The 19385-nt window shown below is 72.4% G+C and carries 15 protein-coding genes and 1 pseudogene; 6 read left to right on the plus strand and 10 right to left on the minus strand.

The annotated features are described in order from the left end of the window. Positions 1-53: 53 nt before the first annotated feature. Positions 54-443 (plus strand): annotated as a pseudogene (locus ACZ52J_RS35955) (pyroglutamyl-peptidase I family protein); the annotation flags it as partial. A gap of 75 nt (positions 444-518) precedes the next feature. Here the strand turns inward: ACZ52J_RS35955 and ACZ52J_RS35960 are convergent. The 3 genes from ACZ52J_RS35960 to ACZ52J_RS35970 form a co-directional block, all read right to left on the minus strand. Further along, entirely contained in the window at positions 519-1016 is a 498-nt protein-coding gene (locus ACZ52J_RS35960) for a phosphoribosyltransferase (protein WP_188305542.1), read from the minus strand. A gap of 167 nt (positions 1017-1183) precedes the next feature. After that, entirely contained in the window at positions 1184-1657 is a 474-nt protein-coding gene (locus tag ACZ52J_RS35965; protein WP_465624838.1) for a hypothetical protein, read from the minus strand. 12 nt (positions 1658-1669) lie between these two features. Further along, positions 1670-2875, minus strand: coding sequence for a helix-turn-helix domain-containing protein (locus ACZ52J_RS35970; RefSeq protein ID WP_465624840.1), 1206 nt, complete (start codon positions 2873-2875; stop codon positions 1670-1672). A gap of 335 nt (positions 2876-3210) precedes the next feature. Between ACZ52J_RS35970 and ACZ52J_RS35975 the strand changes: the two genes are divergently transcribed. After that, positions 3211-3615, plus strand: a complete 405-nt coding sequence (locus ACZ52J_RS35975; RefSeq protein WP_465624842.1) for an ATP-binding protein — start codon at positions 3211-3213, stop codon at positions 3613-3615. Positions 3616-3646: 31 nt separating this feature from the next. Here the strand turns inward: ACZ52J_RS35975 and meaB are convergent, their stop codons facing one another. The 3 genes from meaB to ACZ52J_RS35990 are packed head-to-tail and all read right to left on the minus strand — an operon-like array spanning position 3647 to position 8739. After that, positions 3647-4633 carry a methylmalonyl Co-A mutase-associated GTPase MeaB gene (gene meaB, locus ACZ52J_RS35980; RefSeq protein ID WP_465624844.1) on the minus strand — a complete coding sequence of 329 codons (987 nt, stop codon included), beginning with the start codon at positions 4631-4633 and terminating at the stop codon, positions 3647-3649. Between the two features lie 12 nt (positions 4634-4645). Continuing rightward, positions 4646-6847, minus strand: a complete 2202-nt coding sequence (gene scpA / locus ACZ52J_RS35985) for a methylmalonyl-CoA mutase (RefSeq protein WP_465624846.1) — start codon at positions 6845-6847, stop codon at positions 4646-4648. Further along, on the minus strand, positions 6844-8739 hold the full coding sequence (locus ACZ52J_RS35990; protein WP_465624848.1) for a methylmalonyl-CoA mutase subunit beta: 1896 nt from the start codon (positions 8737-8739) through the stop codon (positions 6844-6846). The genes scpA and ACZ52J_RS35990 overlap by 4 nt, the downstream gene beginning before the upstream one ends. A gap of 420 nt (positions 8740-9159) precedes the next feature. Between ACZ52J_RS35990 and ACZ52J_RS35995 the strand changes: the two genes are divergently transcribed. After that, positions 9160-10260 carry a C40 family peptidase gene (locus tag ACZ52J_RS35995; RefSeq protein ID WP_465624850.1) on the plus strand — a complete coding sequence of 367 codons (1101 nt, stop codon included), beginning with the start codon at positions 9160-9162 and terminating at the stop codon, positions 10258-10260. Positions 10261-10429: 169 nt separating this feature from the next. Here the strand turns inward: ACZ52J_RS35995 and ACZ52J_RS36000 are convergent, their stop codons facing one another. The 3 genes from ACZ52J_RS36000 to ACZ52J_RS36010 form a co-directional block, all read right to left on the minus strand. After that, positions 10430-10801 (minus strand): BlaI/MecI/CopY family transcriptional regulator, encoded by a 372-nt coding sequence (locus tag ACZ52J_RS36000; protein ID WP_360491830.1) that lies wholly within the window; start codon positions 10799-10801, stop codon positions 10430-10432. Positions 10802-11073: 272 nt separating this feature from the next. After that, positions 11074-13815, minus strand: coding sequence for an FtsX-like permease family protein (locus ACZ52J_RS36005; protein WP_465624852.1), 2742 nt, complete (start codon positions 13813-13815; stop codon positions 11074-11076). Beyond that, on the minus strand, positions 13812-14612 hold the full coding sequence (locus ACZ52J_RS36010; RefSeq protein WP_465624854.1) for an ABC transporter ATP-binding protein: 801 nt from the start codon (positions 14610-14612) through the stop codon (positions 13812-13814). Before ACZ52J_RS36010 ends, ACZ52J_RS36005 begins: the two co-directional genes overlap by 4 nt. Positions 14613-15166: 554 nt before the next feature. On the opposite strand from ACZ52J_RS36010, the gene ACZ52J_RS36015 reads away from it, so the two are divergent. The 3 genes from ACZ52J_RS36015 (at position 15167) to ACZ52J_RS36025 (ending at position 18355) form a co-directional block, all read left to right on the plus strand. Next, entirely contained in the window at positions 15167-16822 is a 1656-nt protein-coding gene (locus tag ACZ52J_RS36015; protein ID WP_465624856.1) for an NRAMP family divalent metal transporter, read from the plus strand. Positions 16823-16861: 39 nt separating this feature from the next. Continuing rightward, positions 16862-17596, plus strand: a complete 735-nt coding sequence (locus tag ACZ52J_RS36020; protein ID WP_465624858.1) for an MgtC/SapB family protein — start codon at positions 16862-16864, stop codon at positions 17594-17596. An 81-nt stretch (positions 17597-17677) separates the two neighbouring features. After that, entirely contained in the window at positions 17678-18355 is a 678-nt protein-coding gene (locus ACZ52J_RS36025; protein ID WP_360491819.1) for a YoaK family protein, read from the plus strand. 13 nt (positions 18356-18368) lie between these two features. On the opposite strand, the gene ACZ52J_RS36030 is transcribed toward ACZ52J_RS36025, so the two are convergent. Beyond that, positions 18369-19025, minus strand: coding sequence for an Rv1733c family protein (locus ACZ52J_RS36030; RefSeq protein ID WP_360491816.1), 657 nt, complete (start codon positions 19023-19025; stop codon positions 18369-18371). Between the last annotated feature and the right edge of the window lie 360 nt (positions 19026-19385).

Genomic DNA, 19385 nt, shown 5'->3' on the forward strand with positions numbered 1-19385 from the left:
AATTGGTGCTGGTCATCAGGGGTGGAACTCCTACTCGGGCCCTCTCAGGCTAACCCGACAAAGCGGGATGTCTCACCCAAGGCTGGCAGAGAGGGGTCGACCGGCCCGTCGCCCCCGGCGGCCCCGCGGCCTACTTCGCCACCCTGCCCGTCAAGGCCTGCGTGGCCGCCGTCCGGGAAGCCGGGGTGCCCGCCTCCCTGTCGCACACCGCCGGGACGTTCGTCTGCAACCACGTCTTCTACGCCCTGATGCACCTGCTCGCTACCGAGCACCCCACCGCCCGCGGCGGGTTCGTCCACATACCCGCCCTGCCCGAACAGGTCCTCGACGGCTCCACGCCCTCGCTGCCGGCCGCCTCCGTCGCCCACGGCCTGCGCGCCCTCCTCACCGCCGCTGCGACCCGCACCGCCGACCTCCGCGTCCCGGAGGGGGCAACCCACTGACGCAGAACCGCTCCGTCGCCGCTGAGCCGCGGTCCGGCCTCAGCGGCGACGAAAGGCAGCGCTGTCCTTCTCGGATCAGGCGTCGAGCACCTGGCCGGGGCGTTTGACGACCGGATCCTGCGCCGACCACGGGAACTCGATCCAGTCGTCGGTCCGCTTCCACACGTACTCGCACTTCACCAGGGAGTGCGACTTCTCGTAGATGACGGCGGACCGGACCTCGGCGACGTGGCTGAGGCAGAAGTCGTGCACCAGCTTCAGCGTCTTGCCCGTGTCGGCGACGTCGTCGGCGATCAGGACCTTCTTGTCGGTGAAGTCGATCGCCGCGGGGACGGGCGCCAGCATGACGGGCATGTCGAGGGTGGTGCCCACACCCGTGTAGAACTCGACGTTCACCAGGTGGATGTTCTTGCAGTCCAGCGCATACGCCAGACCGCCCGCCACGAACACGCCGCCGCGGGCGATGCTCAGGACGAGGTCGGGTTCGAAGCCGTCGTCGGCGATGGTCTGCGCCAGTTCGCGTACCGCTCGGCCGAAGGTCTGGTAGTCCAGGATCTCTCGCACATCAGTCACGCCGTTCAGTCTCCTCGAGAGGCGGCCGTGTGGCGAACACCGGCACGCGGAGGGCCGGCAGCAGCCCCCGGTGCTGTCCGGCGCCCCGCCAGGAGCGCCGCTCCGGCGGGTCATCGGCGCGGTGGTGGTGAGGCGACCCACCTGCTCGGCGGTGAACGGGATGCCGGTCAGCGGCGAGCCCCCTGCGGCCACAGCACCAAGACCGGCACACCGCGCTGACGTGCATGGGCGACCACGTCCGCCGTGCCGCCGTGGCCTCGGGCCGGTAGGCCGTCCCAGACGGCGAGGAGCTTGTCGACGTGCTCCACGAGCAGCTCGCCCCCCGCGAGGTGGGCGGCTTCGCCGGACTTCACGTGCCCGGTGCGGTGAACAGTGATGGCTCTACCGAACAGCCGGTCGTAGACGGGGTGATGCCACTCCGGCAGACCGTCCCGGTACTGGTCCGCCGGGACCACGACCTCCAGTTGTCCGCCCCGCTGAAGCGCGATGTCCGCCAGCCACGAATCCGGCCCGTCCGCGATGCAGGACACGACGGTGACCTCGGCCGCGTCCTCGCCCGGGAGCGCGTCTTCGAGCAGGCCCCGAACCTGGCCCTCCACCTCGGCCGACAGCCCTCGGTGTCCCGTGATTCCGATGCGCATCGCAACCCTTTCCTAGAGGTAGACGCCGTGCAGGCGTTCATCGAACTCCCGCACGACCTTGGGTGGTGAGGAGGTGCTGAGCGACCGTCGAAGGGCGCGGCACCGCTCGACAACTCGCCCTGAACGGTACTGAAGGCCGATCTTCAGTGCTTGCGTGGCCAGCGCGAACGCTGCTTCGATGCGCCCTGCGGCGAGATGGCCGGTCGCGATATCCAGCAACAGCAGCGCGCGCTGTTTCGTGTGACTGGTGCCGAGAACGGGGCCTGAACTGTCCGAGATCCAATCGGAAAGCCCGAGTTTGACGCCACAAGTAACCCTGAAGGAAGAGACCTTGGATTCATCGAAGGTGAACACCCAGGGCCAGGGCGGCGGTTCCTCGTTCCTTCCGACACGGACCGCCGCACTGCTGTGCTTCAACGCGAGGTCGGTGCTCCGCCGGTCGCCTGCGGCCGCATGTCCGAGGGCTTCCACCGACGACAGCCATGCGTCGGCGACCGGTGGACACCCGGGTTCCAGGAGAATCCGGGCCCGTTGCGCCAGGCTGAGCGCCTGGGCCGCGTTTCCGGTGTGCGCCTCGAACTGCGCGAGGCTTCCGGCCTGGTACGCAGCAAGGAGCGGGTTTGCTCCGGAACGGGCGGCTCTGATCGCGGCTCCGTAGAACGACCGAGCAGACCCGTGGTCCCCCATGTCCCACGCCAGCCACGCGGCCAGGCTCGCCGCCTCGCTTGCGACGGCGGCGAGCCTGACTCGATGGGCGTCGGAGGGTGCCGTGCCAGCCAGCCCCTGAATCAGCCGCAGGTGGGAGTGGACAACATCCGCGAGTTCTCGTGAGGGCGTTGAACCGTCGAGTCGGCGGTAGGACGTCGTGGCGGCTCGGAGTGCTCCAGCCTGTTGCTCGGCCTCATCGGCGGGCCCTGCGACGGCCGCGAGCACGGGACTCGCGGCGAGTGCTGTTGCCGCTCCCAGGAATTGGCGTCTTTCCACGTTCTCAGTTCCGATTCGCGTCTGACCCGTAGGTTCGGCGAGGCCGAGCAGAGTGGGCGGGATACCCAAGTGCTGCGACACCCTCAGCAGAACATCCATGGGATATGGGCTGGTTCCTCGCTTCTCCAGTCGTGAGATGGCTGACTGTGACAGCCCGCATGCCTCGCCCAATTGCAGCTGCGTCATGCGCCGGTAGGACCGGGCCAGCTCGATGACCTTGCCGTAGTTCCTCATCCGGGACGCATCCCGGAGCACTGCCGAGTTCCAGTTCAACAGCTCACCTAACGCTACGAGCCTTGCCCGGCCGAGTCACGCGGTCCGATGCATCCGATGCATATTCGTATGCAGGCGGCGCATGATTGATCGTCTCATGAGCGTGACCACTTGTTGACTGACAGTAAGAAATCGGTTTGTGCGTCGGCGTCTCGGCAACTTGCCGAGACGCCGACGGGCAGCGCAGGGCAGTTGCGTGCCCGGCTGGCTTGGAGGTTTACGTGGTGGTCAGTCCATTGAGCAACGCTCGATTCCCGGTTCCGTTGGAGTGGGGTCAGCCCCCGGGGGCTGACGCCGTGCCGGCGGCGCGACGGTTGGTGATGGCGATCGTGCGGGAGTGGGGCGTGCCGCTCACGGTCACCGCGTCCAAGGAGCTGGAGCTGTGCGCGAGTGAGGTGATTGCCAACGCCATGGTCCACGCCAAGGATCGCTGTGCCGTGACCGTCCGGCGTCTTGCGGGCCGGGTGCGGGTGGAGGTCGCGGACCGGTGTCCGGAGCTTCCGCGACCTGAGCGCGACGAGGAATCGACCGGTGGGCGTGGGCTGTTGCTGATCGAGGCGCTGGCGTACGCGTGGGGCTGGTACCCGGCCGGATCGGGCAAGGTGGTCTGGTTCGAGTGTCTGGAGATCGCAGAAGCGCCGTGCCCCACGCATGGATGGGGCACGGCGCAGGGTCTCCGCTCGGTGTGCGAGGTGGTGTAGTGCCGGCCGCGTTCGCAGCGCGATGTGACCGTCAGCCGAAGAAGGCGTCCAGGAGCTGTTGGGCGGCGAGGCCGGCGGGGAGGGTGCCGGCTCGCACCTGGGCCTCCAACTCGGGGGCCAGTCGCCGCACTTCGGGGTGTTCGTGCAGCCGGGCGTAGAGCTGGTCGTGGACCATGGCCCAGGTCCATTCCACCTGCTGGTCGCGGCGCTTGGCCGCCAGGGCGCCGGTGGCGTCGAGGACCTTGCGGTGCTGCTGGAGGCGTTCCCACAAGACATCGAGGCCGACGTTCTCGCGGCCGCTGCAGGTCAGGACGGGTGGGGTCCACGCGGCATCGGGTGACTGCAACAGCCGTAGGGCGCCTGCGAGTTCGCGGGCCGCGGCGCCGGCGTCGCGTTCGTGTGGGCCGTCGGCCTTGTTGATGGCGATGACGTCCGCCAGCTCCAGGACGCCCTTCTTGATGCCCTGCAGCTGGTCTCCCGTCCGTGCCAGGCTGAGGAGCAGGAAGGTGTCGACCATGCCGGCCACGGCCGTCTCGGACTGGCCGACGCCCACCGTCTCGATGAGGACGACGTCGTACCCCGCCGCCTCCATCACCACCATCGACTCGCGGGTCGCCTTGGCGACCCCGCCGAGGGTCCCGGAGGTCGGCGACGGGCGGACGAAGGCGTGCGGGTCGACGGCCAGGCGCTCCATCCGGGTCTTGTCGCCCAGGATGGAGCCGCCGGTCCGGCTGGACGTGGGGTCGACGGCGAGGACCGCGACCCGGTGGCCGAGCGCCGTCAGCATGGTGCCGAAGGAGTCGATGAAGGTCGACTTGCCGACGCCGGGCACCCCGGTGATGCCGACCCGGACCGCGCCGCCCGCGTGCGGCAGCAGCCGTTGGAGCAGTTGCTGCGCGAGCGCGCGGTGGTCGGGCCGGGAGGATTCGACGAGGGTGACGGCTCGCGCGATCCAGGCGCGCGAGCCGTCCAGGACGCCGGTCACATAGCTGTCGAGGTCGATCGTCCGCGGAGGCATACGATCAAAGGCTCACAGCTCGTGGCCGAGTTCGGCGGCCAGGGCCGTCAGCAGGTCGCTTGCGGCGTCCGGGATGACCGTGCCGGGGCCGAACACCGCTGCCGCGCCCGCCTCGTAGAGAGCCTCGAAGTCCTGCGGGGGGATGACCCCGCCGACGACGATGGTGATGTCCTCGCGGCCGGCCGCGGCGAGTTCGGCGCGCAGGGCGGGCACCAGGGTGAGGTGGCCGGCGGCCAGCGAGGAGACGCCGACGATGTGGACGTCCGCTTCGACGGCCTGGCGGGCGACCTCGGCCGGGGTCTGGAACAGCGGGCCGACGTCGACGGTGAAGCCGAGGTCGGCGAAGGCGGTGGCGATGACCTTCTGGCCGCGGTCGTGGCCGTCCTGGCCCATCTTGGCGACCAGGATGCGCGGGCGGCGGCCTTCGGCCTGCTCGAACCGCTCGACCAGGTCGCGGGTGCGCTGGAGGGAGGCCGACGGGCCCGCTTCGTCTCGGTACACACCGGAGATGGTACGGATCTGGCCGGAGTGGCGGCCGTACACCGTCTCGAGGGCGTCGGAGATCTCGCCGACGGTGGCCTTGGCCCGGGCCGCGTTGACGGCCAGGTGCAGCAGGTTGCCGTCCAGCGAGCCGTCGCGCTGCGGTCCGGCCTCGGCGGCCCGGGTGAGCGCGGTCAGCGCGTCGCGGCAAGCGGCCTCGTCGCGCTCCTCGCGCAGCCGGCGCAGCTTCTCGATCTGCCGGGCCCGCACCGAGGAGTTGTCGACCTTGAGGACGTCGATCTGCTCGTCGCTCTCCACCCGGTACTTGTTGACGCCGATCACCGGCTGGCGGCCGGAGTCGATGCGCGCCTGGGTCCGGGCGGCGGCTTCCTCGACGCGCATCTTGGGGATGCCGGCGTCGATGGCCTTGGCCATGCCGCCGGCCGCCTCGACTTCCTGGATGTGCTGCCAGGCCCGGGTGGCGAGGTCGTTGGTGAGCTTCTCGATGTACGCCGAGCCGCCCCACGGGTCGATGACCCGGCAGGTGCCGGATTCCTGCTGCAGCAGCAGCTGGGTGTTGCGGGCGATGCGCGCGGAGAAGTCGGTGGGCAGGGCGAGCGCCTCGTCGAGGGCGTTGGTGTGCAGCGACTGGGTGTGGCCCTGGGTGGCGGCCATCGCCTCGACGCAGGTGCGGGTGACGTTGTTGAACACGTCCTGCGCGGTGAGCGACCAGCCGGAGGTCTGCGAATGGGTGCGCAGCGACAGCGACTTGGGGTTCTTCGGGTCGAACTGCTTGACCAGCTTGGCCCAGAGCAGCCGGGCCGCGCGCAGCTTGGCGACCTCCATGAAGAAGTTCATGCCGATCGCCCAGAAGAACGACAGGCGGGGCGCGAAGGCGTCCACGTCCAGTCCCACCTCCAGGCCCGCGCGCAGGTACTCGACGCCGTCGGCGAGGGTGTAGGCCAGTTCCAGGTCGGCGGTCGCGCCGGCTTCCTGGATGTGGTAGCCGGAGATGGAGATCGAGTTGTACCGGGGCATCTTCTGCGAGGTGTACGCGAAGATGTCCGAGATGATCCGCATCGACGGCTGCGGCGGGTAGATGTAGGTGTTGCGGACCATGAACTCCTTGAGGATGTCGTTCTGGATGGTCCCGGCCAGCTTCTCGGGCGGTACGCCCTGCTCCTCGGCGGCGACGATGTACAGCGCCAGGACGGGCAGCACGGCGCCGTTCATGGTCATCGACACCGACATCTTGTCGAGCGGGATGCCGTCGAACAGCTGGCGCATGTCGTAGATCGAGTCGATGGCGACGCCCGCCATGCCGACGTCGCCGGTCACGCGGGGGTGGTCGCTGTCGTAGCCGCGGTGGGTCGGCAGGTCGAAGGCGACCGAGAGGCCCTTCTGGCCGGCCGCGAGGTTGCGGCGGTAGAAGGCGTTGGACTCCTCGGCGGTGGAGAAGCCCGCGTACTGGCGGACGGTCCACGGCTGGTTGACGTACATGGTCGGGTACGGCCCGCGCAGGTACGGGGCGACGCCCGGGTAGGTCTCCAGGAAGTCCAGCCCGGCGAGGTCCTCGGCGGTGTACAGCGGCTTGACGCCGATGCCCTCGGGGGTGTCCCAGACGAGCTCGTCGACGTTCTTGCCGGTGGACCGGCGCCAGGCGGCCTGCCACTGGGTGTCGGTGACGCCGGAGGCGTCGCCGTCCAGCCAGATTCCGGTGAAGTCGGGGATCATCGAGCCACCTTGCTCTCGTCGGCGTCGCTCGCGCCGGTGATCTGGTCCAGCAGGGAGGTCAGGACGGCGACCGCGTCCCCGCCCGCGTAGATGAACTCGTCCACTCCGTCGGGTACTTCACCGGGCCGTCCGGCGAGCAGGACCTTCGTGGCGCCGGCCGCCTTCAGCGCGCCGGCGACGGCCGCGGCGTGCTCGCCGTACAGGGCGTCGCTGGAGCAGAGGCAGGCGACGGTGGCGCCGGAGGCGGTGAACGCCTCGGCGAACGCGGCCGGGTCGACGGACTCGAGGGAGGTCGTCGCGATGCCGCCCGCCTGGAACAGGTTGGCGGCGAAGGTGGTGCGCGCGGTGTGCGCGGCGGCGGTGCCGATCGAGGCGAGGAACAGGGCCGGGCGGGCACCGTGTACGGCGGCGTGGGCGTCCGAGCGGTCGCGCAGCGCCTCGTACGCCTCGGCGCGGCGCACCCGCGGCAGGCCGCCGGAGAGCGCGGCCGGGGCCGGCTCGCGGACCAGCGGCTGCTCGTCCAGGTGCGGGAACTCGCTGACGCCGGTGACCGGTTCGCGCCGCTTGGCGAGCTTGACCGACCGCTCCGCCCAGGTGGCGGCGATCCGCTCCTCGACCAGGCCGGAGCCGAGTGCGGCCTGCTGGCCGCCGGCCCGCTCGATCTCCTGGAACCAGGCCCAGGCGGCCCGGGCCAGCTCCTCGCCGAGCTGCTCGACGTACCAGGAGCCGCCGGCCGGGTCGATCACCCGGGCCAGGTGGGACTCCTCCAGCAGGATCGACTGGGTGTTGCGGGCGATCCGGCGGGCGAAGGCGTCCGGCTGGCCGAGCGCGCTGTCGAAGGGCAGGACGGTGACGGCGTCGGCGCCGCCGACTCCGGCGGCCAGGCAGGCGACGGTGGTGCGCAGCATGTTCACCCACGGGTCGCGGGCGGTCATCATCACTCGGGAGGTGACGGCGTGCTGACGCTGCGCCGAGGCCTCCGGGGACGCCCCGGACACCTCGGCGACGCGGGCCCAAAGGCGGCGCGCGGCACGGAACTTGGCGATCGTCAGGAACTGGTCGGCGTCCGCCGCGTAGCGGAACTCCAGCTGGCCGAGCGCGGCGTCCACCGGCAGCCCGGCCGCGGTCAGGGCGCGCAGGTAGGCGACGCCGGTGGCGAGCGAGCAGCCCAGTTCCTGGGCTGGGGAGGCGCCGGCCTCGTGGTACGGCAGGGCGTCGACGGTCAGCGCCCGGACGTTCGGGTAGTCGGCGGCGCAGCGGGCGGCCAGCACGGTGGCCTCGGCGAGCAGCGCGTCGGTGCGGGTGGTGTCGCCGGTGCGGGCCTGCAGGCCCAGCGGGTCGGCGCCGAGGTTGCCGGAGGCGGCGCCGGGGGAGACCTCGCGCTGCTCGTAGAGCTTGAACAACTGCTCGGCGGCGTCGGTGAATTCGGGTCCGGCGTCGAGTGCGACGGCGGCCAGGTCCAGGTACACGCCGCTCAGTGCCTCGGGCAGGGCGTCCAGCGGGAGGGCCTCGCCGCCCAGTTCCAGCCAGAGCGAGCCGACGCCGTTCTCCAGGTCGGCCAGCACGGCCTCGTTGGCGCGCCGACGGTCCGGGTCGGCGTGCCGCTGCCGGACGTCCCAGCCGGCGACGGCGGAGCCCTGCGGCCGGCCGCCGCGGACGAACGGCGGGAAGCCCGGGTACCCGGGGTCGACCGCGGTGTCGTCGGAGGTGTACAGCGGGCGTGCGCTGAGCCCGTCCTGGAGCTTGGTGGTGAGTGTCTGCTCGGCGGCGGCGCCGTCCTCGGGCTGGGCACCGGACTTGCGCAGCACGCCCTGCACGAGCTGCTGCCACTGCTCACGGTGCGCAGCCGGGAACTCGGCGGCGAGGGGGAGCCCTTCGGGCGGGACCTTCATGTCCGCAGGTTAGCGCCCGTTCGCAGGGCTGCAGGAGGGGAGGCGTGTGTGACCTTTCCCTCGATTTGGCGGTTCTTGTCACACCGTGGGGCGGGTGGTGCCATGGGCCGCGGCTCGCGGGTCCGGCGGGGGGTGCCGCGGCGAAGGAGGCGGGACGTGACGGCGAAGGCGGCGGCGATTGAACCCGCGCCCGGGTGCCGTCCGTAGTCAACAGCGATGGCACGCACCGCGATCGACGTCCCGTCATGGCACCGAAACGTCATGATCAGGGGGATTGCGGAACTCCGGCCCTCATCTATTAAGTTACTTCGAAGAAGGTGGGTGGGGCAGCATCCCCCCGTTGCGCGTCCTGCCCGCCTTCGCCGTCCCCCGGCCTGTTCGTGCCGTCGCCGGATTCCCCCGAAAGAGAGCCGACCGCCCATGGGAAAGCGCCGCAAGACCAGCCCCCCCAGCCGGGCCCGCATGGCGGTCCTCACCACGGCCATGGCGGCCGGCAGCGCGGTCCTCGCCTCGGGCACCGCCCACGCCGAGCCCGCGCCGACGCTCGCCTCCGTCAAGGAGCAGGTGGACAAGCTCAACGAGGAGGCCGAGCAGTCCGTCGAGCAGTACAACGGCTTCCAGGCCAAGCAGCAGAAGCTCCAGGGCGAGGCCAGCCAGATCCAGGACAAGGTCGTCCGCGGCCAGGACGCCATGAACGAGCTGCGGACCCGGCTCGGCGCGGTCGCCGCCGACCAGTACCGGACCAACGGCATCGACGCGTCGGTCCAGCTGATGCTCGACTCCGACCCGTCCGCCTACCTGGAGCGCGCCGCGGTGCAGAACCAGGTGGCCGACTCCCAGGCGAACCTGCTGAAGCAGGCCCAGGACGAGCAGCGCAAGCTCGACCAGGACCGCGCCGAGGCCACCGCGACCCTCGCCCAGCTCGACTCGGTCGGCAAGCAGCTGGCGGGGCAGAAGAACGACATCCAGACCAAGCTGGCCAAGGCGCAGGAGATGCTGAACAAGCTCAGCGCCGAGGACCGCGCCAGGATCAACGCCCAGCAGTCCGCGGAGAAGGCCAAGGCCGAGGCCAAGCAGGCCGCCGCCGCAGGCGCAGCCGGCGCCGCCGCGGCCGACCGTTCCTCCCGCTCCGCCGACCGCCCCGACCTGAGCGCCCCGCTGCCGGCCGCCAGTGGTCGGGCCGCCGCCGTCCTCGCGTTCGCCCAGGCCCAGCTCGGCAAGCCGTACGGCTGGAGCAGGACCGGCCCGGACAGCTTCGACTGCTCCGGCCTCACCAGCATGGCCTACCGCGCGGCGAGCGTCACGATCCCCCGGATGTCCCAGGACCAGTGGAACTCCGGCCCGCACGTCGACCGCGCCAACCTCCAGCCCGGCGACCTGGTCTTCTTCTACGACGACCTGCACCACGTCGGCCTGTACATCGGCGACGGCAAGATGATCCACGCGCCGCGCACCGGCAAGAACATCGAGGTGCTCCCGATCTCGGCGATGAAGTACATGGGCGCCGTCCGCCCGGCCTGACCGCGTACGCGACGGCCCGCTCCCGCTTCGGCGGTGGCGGGCCTCCGGCGTTTTCGGGGCCCCGACCCCCGAGCTCGGGCTTGCGGAGTTCCGGGCGTTCGGAGTTCCGGGCCTCCGCCGTTTTTCGGGCTCACGCCACGACCCCGGCGGGTGGATCAGCGGGCGAGGGTCACTCCGGGCCGCAGGACTTCACCCGTCCGAGGGCCGCGAGCAGGGCGGAGGCCTCGTCCCCGCTGATCCGGTCGGCGAAGCGGAGCAGCGCGCCGGTGCGGTCGGGGGTGGTCTCCAGCGCCTGGTGCATCAGCCGGGCGGTGTACTCCTCGCGGGTGCAGGTCGGTTCGTACACCCAGGCGCGGCCGATCTTGTCGCGGCGCAGCCAGCCCTTGGTGTGCAGGATGTCGGCGACCGTGGTGACGGTGGTGTACGCGACCGCCCGTTGCCGCTGCAGGTCGTCCACGACCTCGCGCACCGTGGCCGGCCGGTTCCAGGTCCAGAGCCGGTCCATGATCTCGGCCTCCAGGTCTCCGAAACCCCGTAGCACCGCCTTGTCTCCCTCGCCGAGCCCATCGCCGGCGCCCTTCGCCCGCCGGAACGCGGCCCATGGTACGGCGAGCGCCGGACGCCCGCCCCCGGGTGGCGGGGGGCGGGCGCCCGGCGTGTGCCGAGCGGTGCCCGGGTGGTGTCCGAGTGGTGTCAATCCGTGCTCAGCCGGTGCTCGGTCGGTGTTCGGTCGGTGTCCGACCAGCGGTCGGCCAGTGCTCGGGCGGTGCCTGGCCGGTGCTCGGATGGCGTCCGAACCCGACCGCCCGGCCCTCAGGACAGCCGCCGCCCGAGCGGGATCCGGGACTTGGTGAACAGCGCCGCGAGCAGCCCCGCGACCACCGGCAGGGCCAGCACGACCAGCAGCAGCTCGCCCCACGGGGCGGTGATCAGCGCCGGCTGGGCCCCGAATCCGCTCGCCCGGGACTTCAACAGCCCCACCGCCGGCACGAATCCGTTGGCCGCTCCGAGCAGCGCTCCGAGCAGGGCGATCAGCGCGCATTGCAGGCCCGCCATGGTCCGCCGGATCCGCGGCGGCGCGCCGACGGCGGCGAGGGTGGCCTGGTCCTGCCGGGAGTCGGCGGCCGCGAGGCCGGTGGCGATCCCGGCCGCGCCGAGGACGACCAGTCCGGCGAAGCCGGTGAGGGCCAGGGTGAGCGCGTCGCTCTTCGGCTGGTAGCCGCGTTCGACGTCCAGCTGGGCGACGCGGTCGAGCCGGACCGCGGCCGCTTCGGCGCGCTGCTGCGCCTTGCGGTCGGGCGGGGTGGCGGGCAGCCAGACCGAGCCGGTGGGCTGCGCGGAGAGCCCGAGCTTCTGGAGTGCGGAGGGCAGCAGCATGCCCTGGGCGAAGCGGGCGGCGGTCGGGTTGGCGACCACCACCGCGTCGACGGGGATCTCCTGCAGGTCGGGCTTGGGGATCTCGCCCGGCTGCAGTGGCGCGCCGCTGCCGCCGCGCAGCTGGAGTACGGTCTTCCCGTCGGCGCCGACGAAGGCAGGGTCGAAGACGAGGAGCTTTCCGTCGGCCAGCGCCTGGTCGACGGCCGGGTCGTGGATGCCGAAGAGGTTGTGCAGCACGGTGGCGTCCGCGGCGGCCAGGTGCGGGCGGTCGGTGAGGGTGCGCCAGTTCACCTGGCCCTTGAGCTGGACGGTGCTGGAGCAGTTGGGGCAGAACCGGTACACCGCTTCGGCGAGGTCGCCGCGCTGGCCGAGTCCGGTCAGCTGCTTCTCCACCTCGCCGCGCACCTGGTCGAGTCGGGGCCCGTCGCTGTAGCTGACGAGCCGGACGGCGCCGTACGGGGCCTGCGGCCGGTAGTCGCGCCGGTTCTCGGCGTCGGTGCTGGTGCTGTACACGCCGATGGCGACGGCGCCGGCGACGGCGGCCATCACCGCGGCGACGGCCGGGGCGGTGCGCGAGCGGTGCCGGGCGGAGTCGCGCAGGGCGAGCCGGGGGCCGAGCGGTAGTCTCCGGGCGGCCCGGCCGATTGCGGCGACCAGCATCGGGGTGCACAGGAGCAGTCCGATCTCGGCGGTCATCGAGCCGCCGAGCACGGTGAGGGTGCGGGTGTCGAAGCTGCTGACGGCCGGTTGGCCGTGCTGGACCGCGCTCGCGCCGTACATCGTGACCCCGGCGCCGAAGGCGACCAGCAGCAGGCCGGTCACGGTGACCCAGCGGTTGGGCCCGCGGACGGTGTCCCGGCCGGTCAGCCCGGCGGTGACGCTGCGGCGGGCGGCCTGCAGGGCGGGCAGCGCCGCCGCCAGCAGGGCGGTGACCAGGCCGATGCCGGCGATCGCGAGCAGGTCCAGCGGGGGCAGCGCGAAGTGGCCGAAGCGCGTGCCACCGACCTGTTCGATCTGCGGTCGGAGCATGGCGACCACGGCGGTGCCGAGTGCGACGCCGGCCAGCGCCCCGGCCGTGCCGAGGACCAGGCCGCCGCCGAGCACGACCGCGCCGACGTGGGTGCGGCTGCCGCCGGCCGCGCCGAGCAGGGCGAGCTGGCGCCGGGAGCGGCGGGCGCCGACCGCGAAGGCGGGCCCGGCGAGCAGGGCGACTTCCAGCAGGGCCATGCCGGTGACGGTGGCAATGACCAGCTTGGTGGTGTTGTCGGCCGCCGGGTCGCGGTAGCGGTACGCGTCGCGGTAGTACGGGACGGCCGCGCGGGGCGGCGGGGCGAGTGCGACGGAGCGCGCGGTGAGCGTGAAGCCGTGGGCGTTGAACTCCTGGACCTTGGCCCAGTCGAGCGCGGCGCCCGCCGGGAGGCGGACCAGCCAGGCGGCGCGCTGGCCCGAGGCCCGCTCGGCGGCGGACTGGCCGGGCGCCGCGGCGGCGGCCAGCGGGTCGAGCAACTCGCCTGGCCGGGCGACGAGTTCGACTCGGCCGAGCTCGTCCGGGTGCTCCACCACGCCGGTGACGGTGAAGGTGGTCTGCTCCAGGCCCTGGACGGTGGTGGTGCCGCCGACCTTGAGTCCGGAGTGGTCCAGGAAGGCCCGGGTGGCGGCGATCTCGTGCGGGGCGTTCGGGGCGCGGCCCTCGACCAGGGAGATGCGCCCGCGCCAGATCGGGTCGCCGAGGTTGGCCTCGGTGGTGAGGGTGCGGACCAGTCCCTCGGGCGAGTTCGCGCCGGTCTCCGGCCCGGGCCGGGCCGGGGTGAGCGCGCTGCCGGGCGGCAGCAGCGAACCGGCCAGCGTCGTCGGGTCGGTGCTCGCGCCCTTCTGCTGTTCGGCCGTCGGCTGCTGGCCCGGGCGGGAGTCGACGGCGAAGGCGCCGTCCTCGGCGACCGGGGCCTGCTCGACGGTCAGGCCCGGCTTGAGCGCGGTGACCAGGGCGTCGGCTCCGCCGACCACCCGCTCGACCCGTTCGGCCGGGGAGAGTTGTCCGCTGCGGTGGACCACGTCGGCGCCGGTGACGCCGAGGACGGGCAGGGCGACCATGGCGACGATCAGGGCGCTGCGCCCCTTGGCGCGCAGGGCGTCACGGCGGGCGATGCGCAGGGCGACCCGCCAGGCTCCGAGCCTCACTGCGTCACCTCGCCCAAGGCGTTGGGCCGGTGGTGCGCCGCAGGGCGGGTGGCGGAGCGGTAGCCGCGGCTCTCCGCGTCGACCGCGCCGTCCCGCAGGTGGACCACCCGGTCCGCCCAGCCGGCATGCGAGGCCTCGTGGGTGACCATCATCGCGGCCGCCCCGGCGTCGCAGCGGGCGCGCAGCACGGCGAGCACGGCGTCGCCGGTGGCGGAGTCGAGCGCCCCGGTCGGCTCGTCGGCGAGCACCAGCCGCCGTTCGCCGATCAGCGCGCGGGCGATCGCCACGCGCTGCTGCTGGCCGCCGGACATGTCGTCGGGGAAGCGGTCGGCGAGTTCGCCGATGCCCAGCTCCTCCAGCGCGGCCAGGGCCTCCCGGCGGGCCCGGCGGCCGGGGACGCCGTCGAGCTCGCGCGGCAGGGCGATGTTCTCGGCGGCGGTGAGCGCCGGGATCAGGTTGTAGTCCTGGAAGACGTACCCGATGGAGCGCCGCCGCAGGTCGGCGAGCTTGCCCCGGCCGAGGCCGCCGAGCGAGACCCCTTCCACCAGGACCTCGCCGTCGCTGGGCCGGTCCAGCCCGCCGGCCAGGGTCAGCAGGGTGGACTTCCCGGAGCCGGACGGCCCCATGACGGCGACGAACTCGCCCGGGTGGACGGCCAGGTCGATGCCGCGCAGGGCGTGCACCTCGGCGGCGCCGCGCCCGTGTACCCGGGTGACGTTGGCCAGGCGCAGGACGGGCGCGGGTCGGGCCGGATCGGTGTGGGACACACTTCCCCCTCGTGGGCTTCTCAACTGCATATGTCGATGAACTATATATGCCGGAAGAAGATGCTCAAGGCGAATCGGGGTTCGGTCAAACTTCTACAAAGGTGTCGAAGATGAGTCGGAAAGCGGTCCCCGGGCGCCCGGGGCCGGTCTATGCTGAGGGCGGTTCGCAGCCTTGGGCTGCGCGAAAGGCGCCCGTTCGGTGCGCCCCGGCCGGGAGGAGGCGAGAGACATGGACTGCAGTAGTCCGGGCCACAGTCGCCCCTGCCCCCGCATGCTCTCGATCACCTCCGGCACGCGATAACAACCTCCCCTGCGCGTCCACCCGGCGCTCCGCCTGGCTCAACCATGCTCGGACACAAGCGATCTGGCGCATCGTCATGTCCGTACGGCCGCCGCCGCCCGGCGTCGCCGTGCGGTCCGGCGCATGTGGTCCGCTGACATGCGGTCCGCCGTCGTGCAATCCGCCGTCGTGCAACCCGCCGCCGTGCGGTCCGGTGCTGTGCGGTCCGGCGCCGTGCGCCCGCAGGGGTCGCCGCCGCGTGCCCCCTGACGCCCCCTCAAGAAGGGGGCAGGGAGGCCCTGCCATGACCAACCTGATGCTGGACCCGAAGGTCCCCACAACTCCGAGCGCCCGCAACGCCGTTCTGGACGACGCCCACGTCGGCGACATCAAGGGCGCGTTCGGCACCATCCGCCTCGACGACACCACCCCCCGCCACGGCCTGTCGGCCCGGCTGAAGACACTGCTCGCGATCGTCGGCCCCGGCCTGATCGTGATGGTCGGCGACAACGATGCCGGCGCCTTCTCCACCTACGGCCAGGCGGGGCAGAACTACGGCACCCAACTGCTGTGGACGCTGCTGATGCTGGTCCCGGTGCTGTACGTGAACCAGGAGATGGTGCTGCGGCTCGGCGCCGTCACCGGGGTCGGGCACGCCCGGCTGATCCTGGAGCGGTTCGGCAGGTTCTGGGGCGCGTTCAGCGTGATCGACCTGTTCCTGCTGAACGCGCTGACGCTGGTGACGGAGTTCATCGGCGTGACGCTCGCCGCCGGCTACCTGGGTCTGCCCAAGGCGGCCGCCGTGGTCCTGGCGGCGGCGGTCATCATCGCCTCGGCGTTCACCGGGTCGTTCCGGCGCTTCGAGCGGGTCGCGGTGACCCTGTGCGTCGGCTCGCTGCTGCTGGTGCCGATCTACTTCCTGGTCCACCCGAAGACCTCGCAGATGGCGCACGACTTCGTGACGCCCACCATGCCCGGCGGGTCGGGGCAGCTCGCCGCCGTGATGCTGGTGATCATCTCGATCGTCGGCACCACCGTCGCCCCCTGGCAGCTGTTCTTCCAGCAGTCGTACGTCATCGACAAGCGGATCACCCCGCGCTTCATGACGTACGAGAAGGTCGACCTGTGGATCGGGATCGTCGTGGTCATCGTCGGCGCGGCCGCGCTGATCGGCCTCACGGCGGCGGCCTTCGCCGGCACCGACGGCTTCGGGCAGTTCTCCGACGCGGGAGCGGTGGCCCGGGGCATCGAGGCCAAGGCCGGGCGGGTCGCCGGTGTGCTGTTCGCGATCGCGCTGCTGGACGCCTCGATCATCGGCGCGTTCGCCGTCTCGCTGTCCACGGCGTACGCGATCGGCGACGTGTTCGGCATCAAGCACTCGCTGCACCGGGGAGTGAAGGGCGCCAAGGGCTTCTACGCCGTCTACGCCGGCCTGGTGACGCTGGCCGCCGCGATCACCCTGCTGTCGACGGACGCCATGCAGGGCCTGATGACGCAGTTCGTGCAGGTGCTGGCCGGCGTACTGCTGCCCTCCGCGACCGTCTTCCTGCTGCTCCTCTGCAACGACCGCGCGGTGCTCGGCCCCTGGGTCAACGGACCCAGGACCAACGCCTTCACCTCGGCGGTGGTCGGCGTCCTGGTGACGCTCTCGATGATCCTGACCGCGGCCGTGGTCTGGCCGGACATCAGCTCCGAGGCGATCCTGTGGATCATGGCCGGCTGCGGCGTCGCGGGCGTCCTCGTCGCCGGGTACTCCTTCACCTCCGGCCGCACCGCCACCAAGGAGGACCCCGTCGACCGCACCGGCCGCGCGAACTGGCGGATGCCCCCGCTGGAGACCCTCGACAAGCCGGCCATGTCCACCGCCCGCAAGCTCGGCATGGGAGCCCTGCGCGCCTACCTGCTCGTGGCGATGGTGATGGTCATCATCAAGGTCGCCCAGACCGCGCTGGGTCACTGACCACCCCCGTGACCTCACCCCCGTGAAGGAGGTGCCGTCGTGCACACCCTGACCACCGCCGACTTCCTGGTCCGGCTCGCCACCGGTGTCGCCTGCGGCGCGCTGATCGGCGTCGAGCGCCAGTGGCGGGCCCGGATGGCCGGCCTGCGCACCAACGCCCTGGTCGCCGCCGGCGCCACCCTGTTCGTCCTCTACAGCGAGGCCGTCGGCGACACCGGCAGCCCCACCCGGGTCGCCTCCTACGTCGTCTCCGGCATCGGCTTCCTCGGCGGTGGCGTCATCCTCCGGGACGGCGCCGGCGTCCGCGGCCTCAACACCGCCGCCACGCTGTGGTGTTCGGCCGCCGTCGGGGTGCTCGCGGCCTCCGGCAAACTGGAACTCGCCGTCCTCGGCACACTCGCCGTGCTCGTCGTCCACCTGGTGCTGCGCCCGGCCGGCCGGTTGCTCGACCGGGCCCCGCAGTCCGGCAGCGACCCGGACTCCACCAGCCGCGCCACCGTCCACCTGGAGTGCGACCGCAAGTCCGAGAGCCACATCCGGGCCCTGCTGCTCCAGGCCCTCGCCGCCTCCGGCCTCGCCCCGACCGGCCTGCGCGCCCGCCGCACCGAGCAGGGCGACGCCACCAGCCTACGGGCCACCGTCTCGATCACCGGGCAGGTCGCCCCGGCGCTCGAACAGGTCGTCACCCGGCTGTCGTTGGAACCGGGCGTCCGCGACCTGCACTGGCACCTGGACGACGAACCCGAGGACCCCGACAGCCCCGCGCTCGCCTGACAGGGCAGAGGGAACGGAGGGAACGGAGGGGTGAGAGGGAGTAGAACGGAAGGACCGTCACACGAACCGCCTGGGAGACCGATGCCGACCCCCGACCCCGAGCACGGGCCGCTGGTGCCGATGCTGCTGATGCTGACCGTGGTCACCGGCGTGGTGGACGCGGTCAGCTACCTCGAACTCGGCCACGTCTTCGTCGCCAACATGACCGGCAACGTGGTGTTCCTCGGCTTCGCCCTGGCCGGCGCGGCCAACCTCTCCGCCACCGCTTCGCTCGCCGCGCTCGCCGCCTTCCTGCTCGGCGCCCTGGCCGGTGGTCACCTCGCCCGCCGCCTGCCCGGCCACCGGGGCCACCTGCTGACCGCCGCCGTCGGCGTCCAGTCGGCGTTCGTCGCGGCGAGCACCGTCCTGGCGGCCGTCGTCGGCCACACCACCGAACCGGTCCGCTACACCCTGATCGGGCTGCTCGGCTTCGCCATGGGCGGTCAGAACGCGGTGGTCCGCGCGCTGAAGGTGCCCGACCTCACGACCACCGTGCTCACCATGACCATCACCGCCCTCGCCGCCGACCGCACCGGCCTCCGCCGCCTCGCCTCCGCCGTCTGGATGTTCGCCGGCGCCCTCCTCGGCGCCGTCCTCGTCCTCCACGCCAACGTCCCCACCGCCCTCGCCCTGGCCCTCGCCCTCCTCCTCGCCGTCGCCGCCCGCACGCACCACGCCGCCAGGCGCGTCCCCGCCCCGGCCTGGACCGAGCCCCGCTGAGCCACCACCCGGCTCAGTCCTCGTGGCGGTGTCCCGCACGCCCGCTCCAGCGGGGTTCGAGGCGGGCCCAGCCGTCGGTCCAGGCGGTTTCGGCGCGGCGGTCCAGGGCGTGGAGGCGCAGGCGCAGCGCGAGGACGACGAGGGCGAGCAGGGTGAGGAGGGCGCCACTGCCGGTGCAGGCGGCGGAGAGGGCGAGGGCGGTGCGGTCGACCGGGGGAGTGGAGGCGCGGCCGGCCCGGTCGACCCAGATCGGGATGCTGCTGCCGGTGACGGTCGAGCGCGGGGCCTGGACGGTGCCGGAGCGCGGCGTGCCGTCGGGGGCGGTCCAGGTCGCCTCGACGTCGATCTGATTGCTGTAGCCCCCGGCGAAGCGGCTGCCGGTGACGGCGGCGCGCTCCGGGGCGGTGCGGACCAGGGCGTCGATCCGGTGCAGCCGTGCGTGCTCGGCGGCGGCCTGGGGTGCGGTGTCCCGGTAGAGGAGCAGTGCGCCGCCCGCGGAGAGGGCGACGGCGAGCACCGTGCCGAGCGCGGCGAGCAGCCAGGCCCGGGCGCGGGAGCGGTCGAGGGGGCGGGCGAGCGGTTCGTGCCGGGCACCGAGAGCCCGCCGCAGCTGACGGCCGGTTCGCCGCGGGAGCGACGCGGGCCTGGCCGGGCGGGGTGTGCTGGACACGTTGATGGCTCCTCAGGGGAGTAGGGGCGTACGGCGGTTCGCCACCAATTTCCACCCGACGGGCCCTCGGGCACAAGAGTCGTGCGCGCTCGTAGGAGTGCCATCGCGGGTGGGTGTCCCGCCCGTGTCGTTCGGCCTCGTGAGGCCCTGTCGCCGGGACGTTCGGCCCTGGGGCCGGGGACGTTCGGCCCTCGGCAGCGGAGGTCCCGACCGGGCAGGCTGGGTGCCGGCGGCGCCCCCGTGCCTGGGCGCGGCCGTGGCCCGGTCGACCGTGGGGGTGCCGGGCCGAGCTGCGGGGAAGGCAGGCAGTGGTGGCAGGGGGTGGCCGTGGGGGCCACCCCCTGCTTTCCGTCGGCCGAC

It is taken from the genome of Kitasatospora sp. NPDC034035 (genome assembly GCF_055575755.1).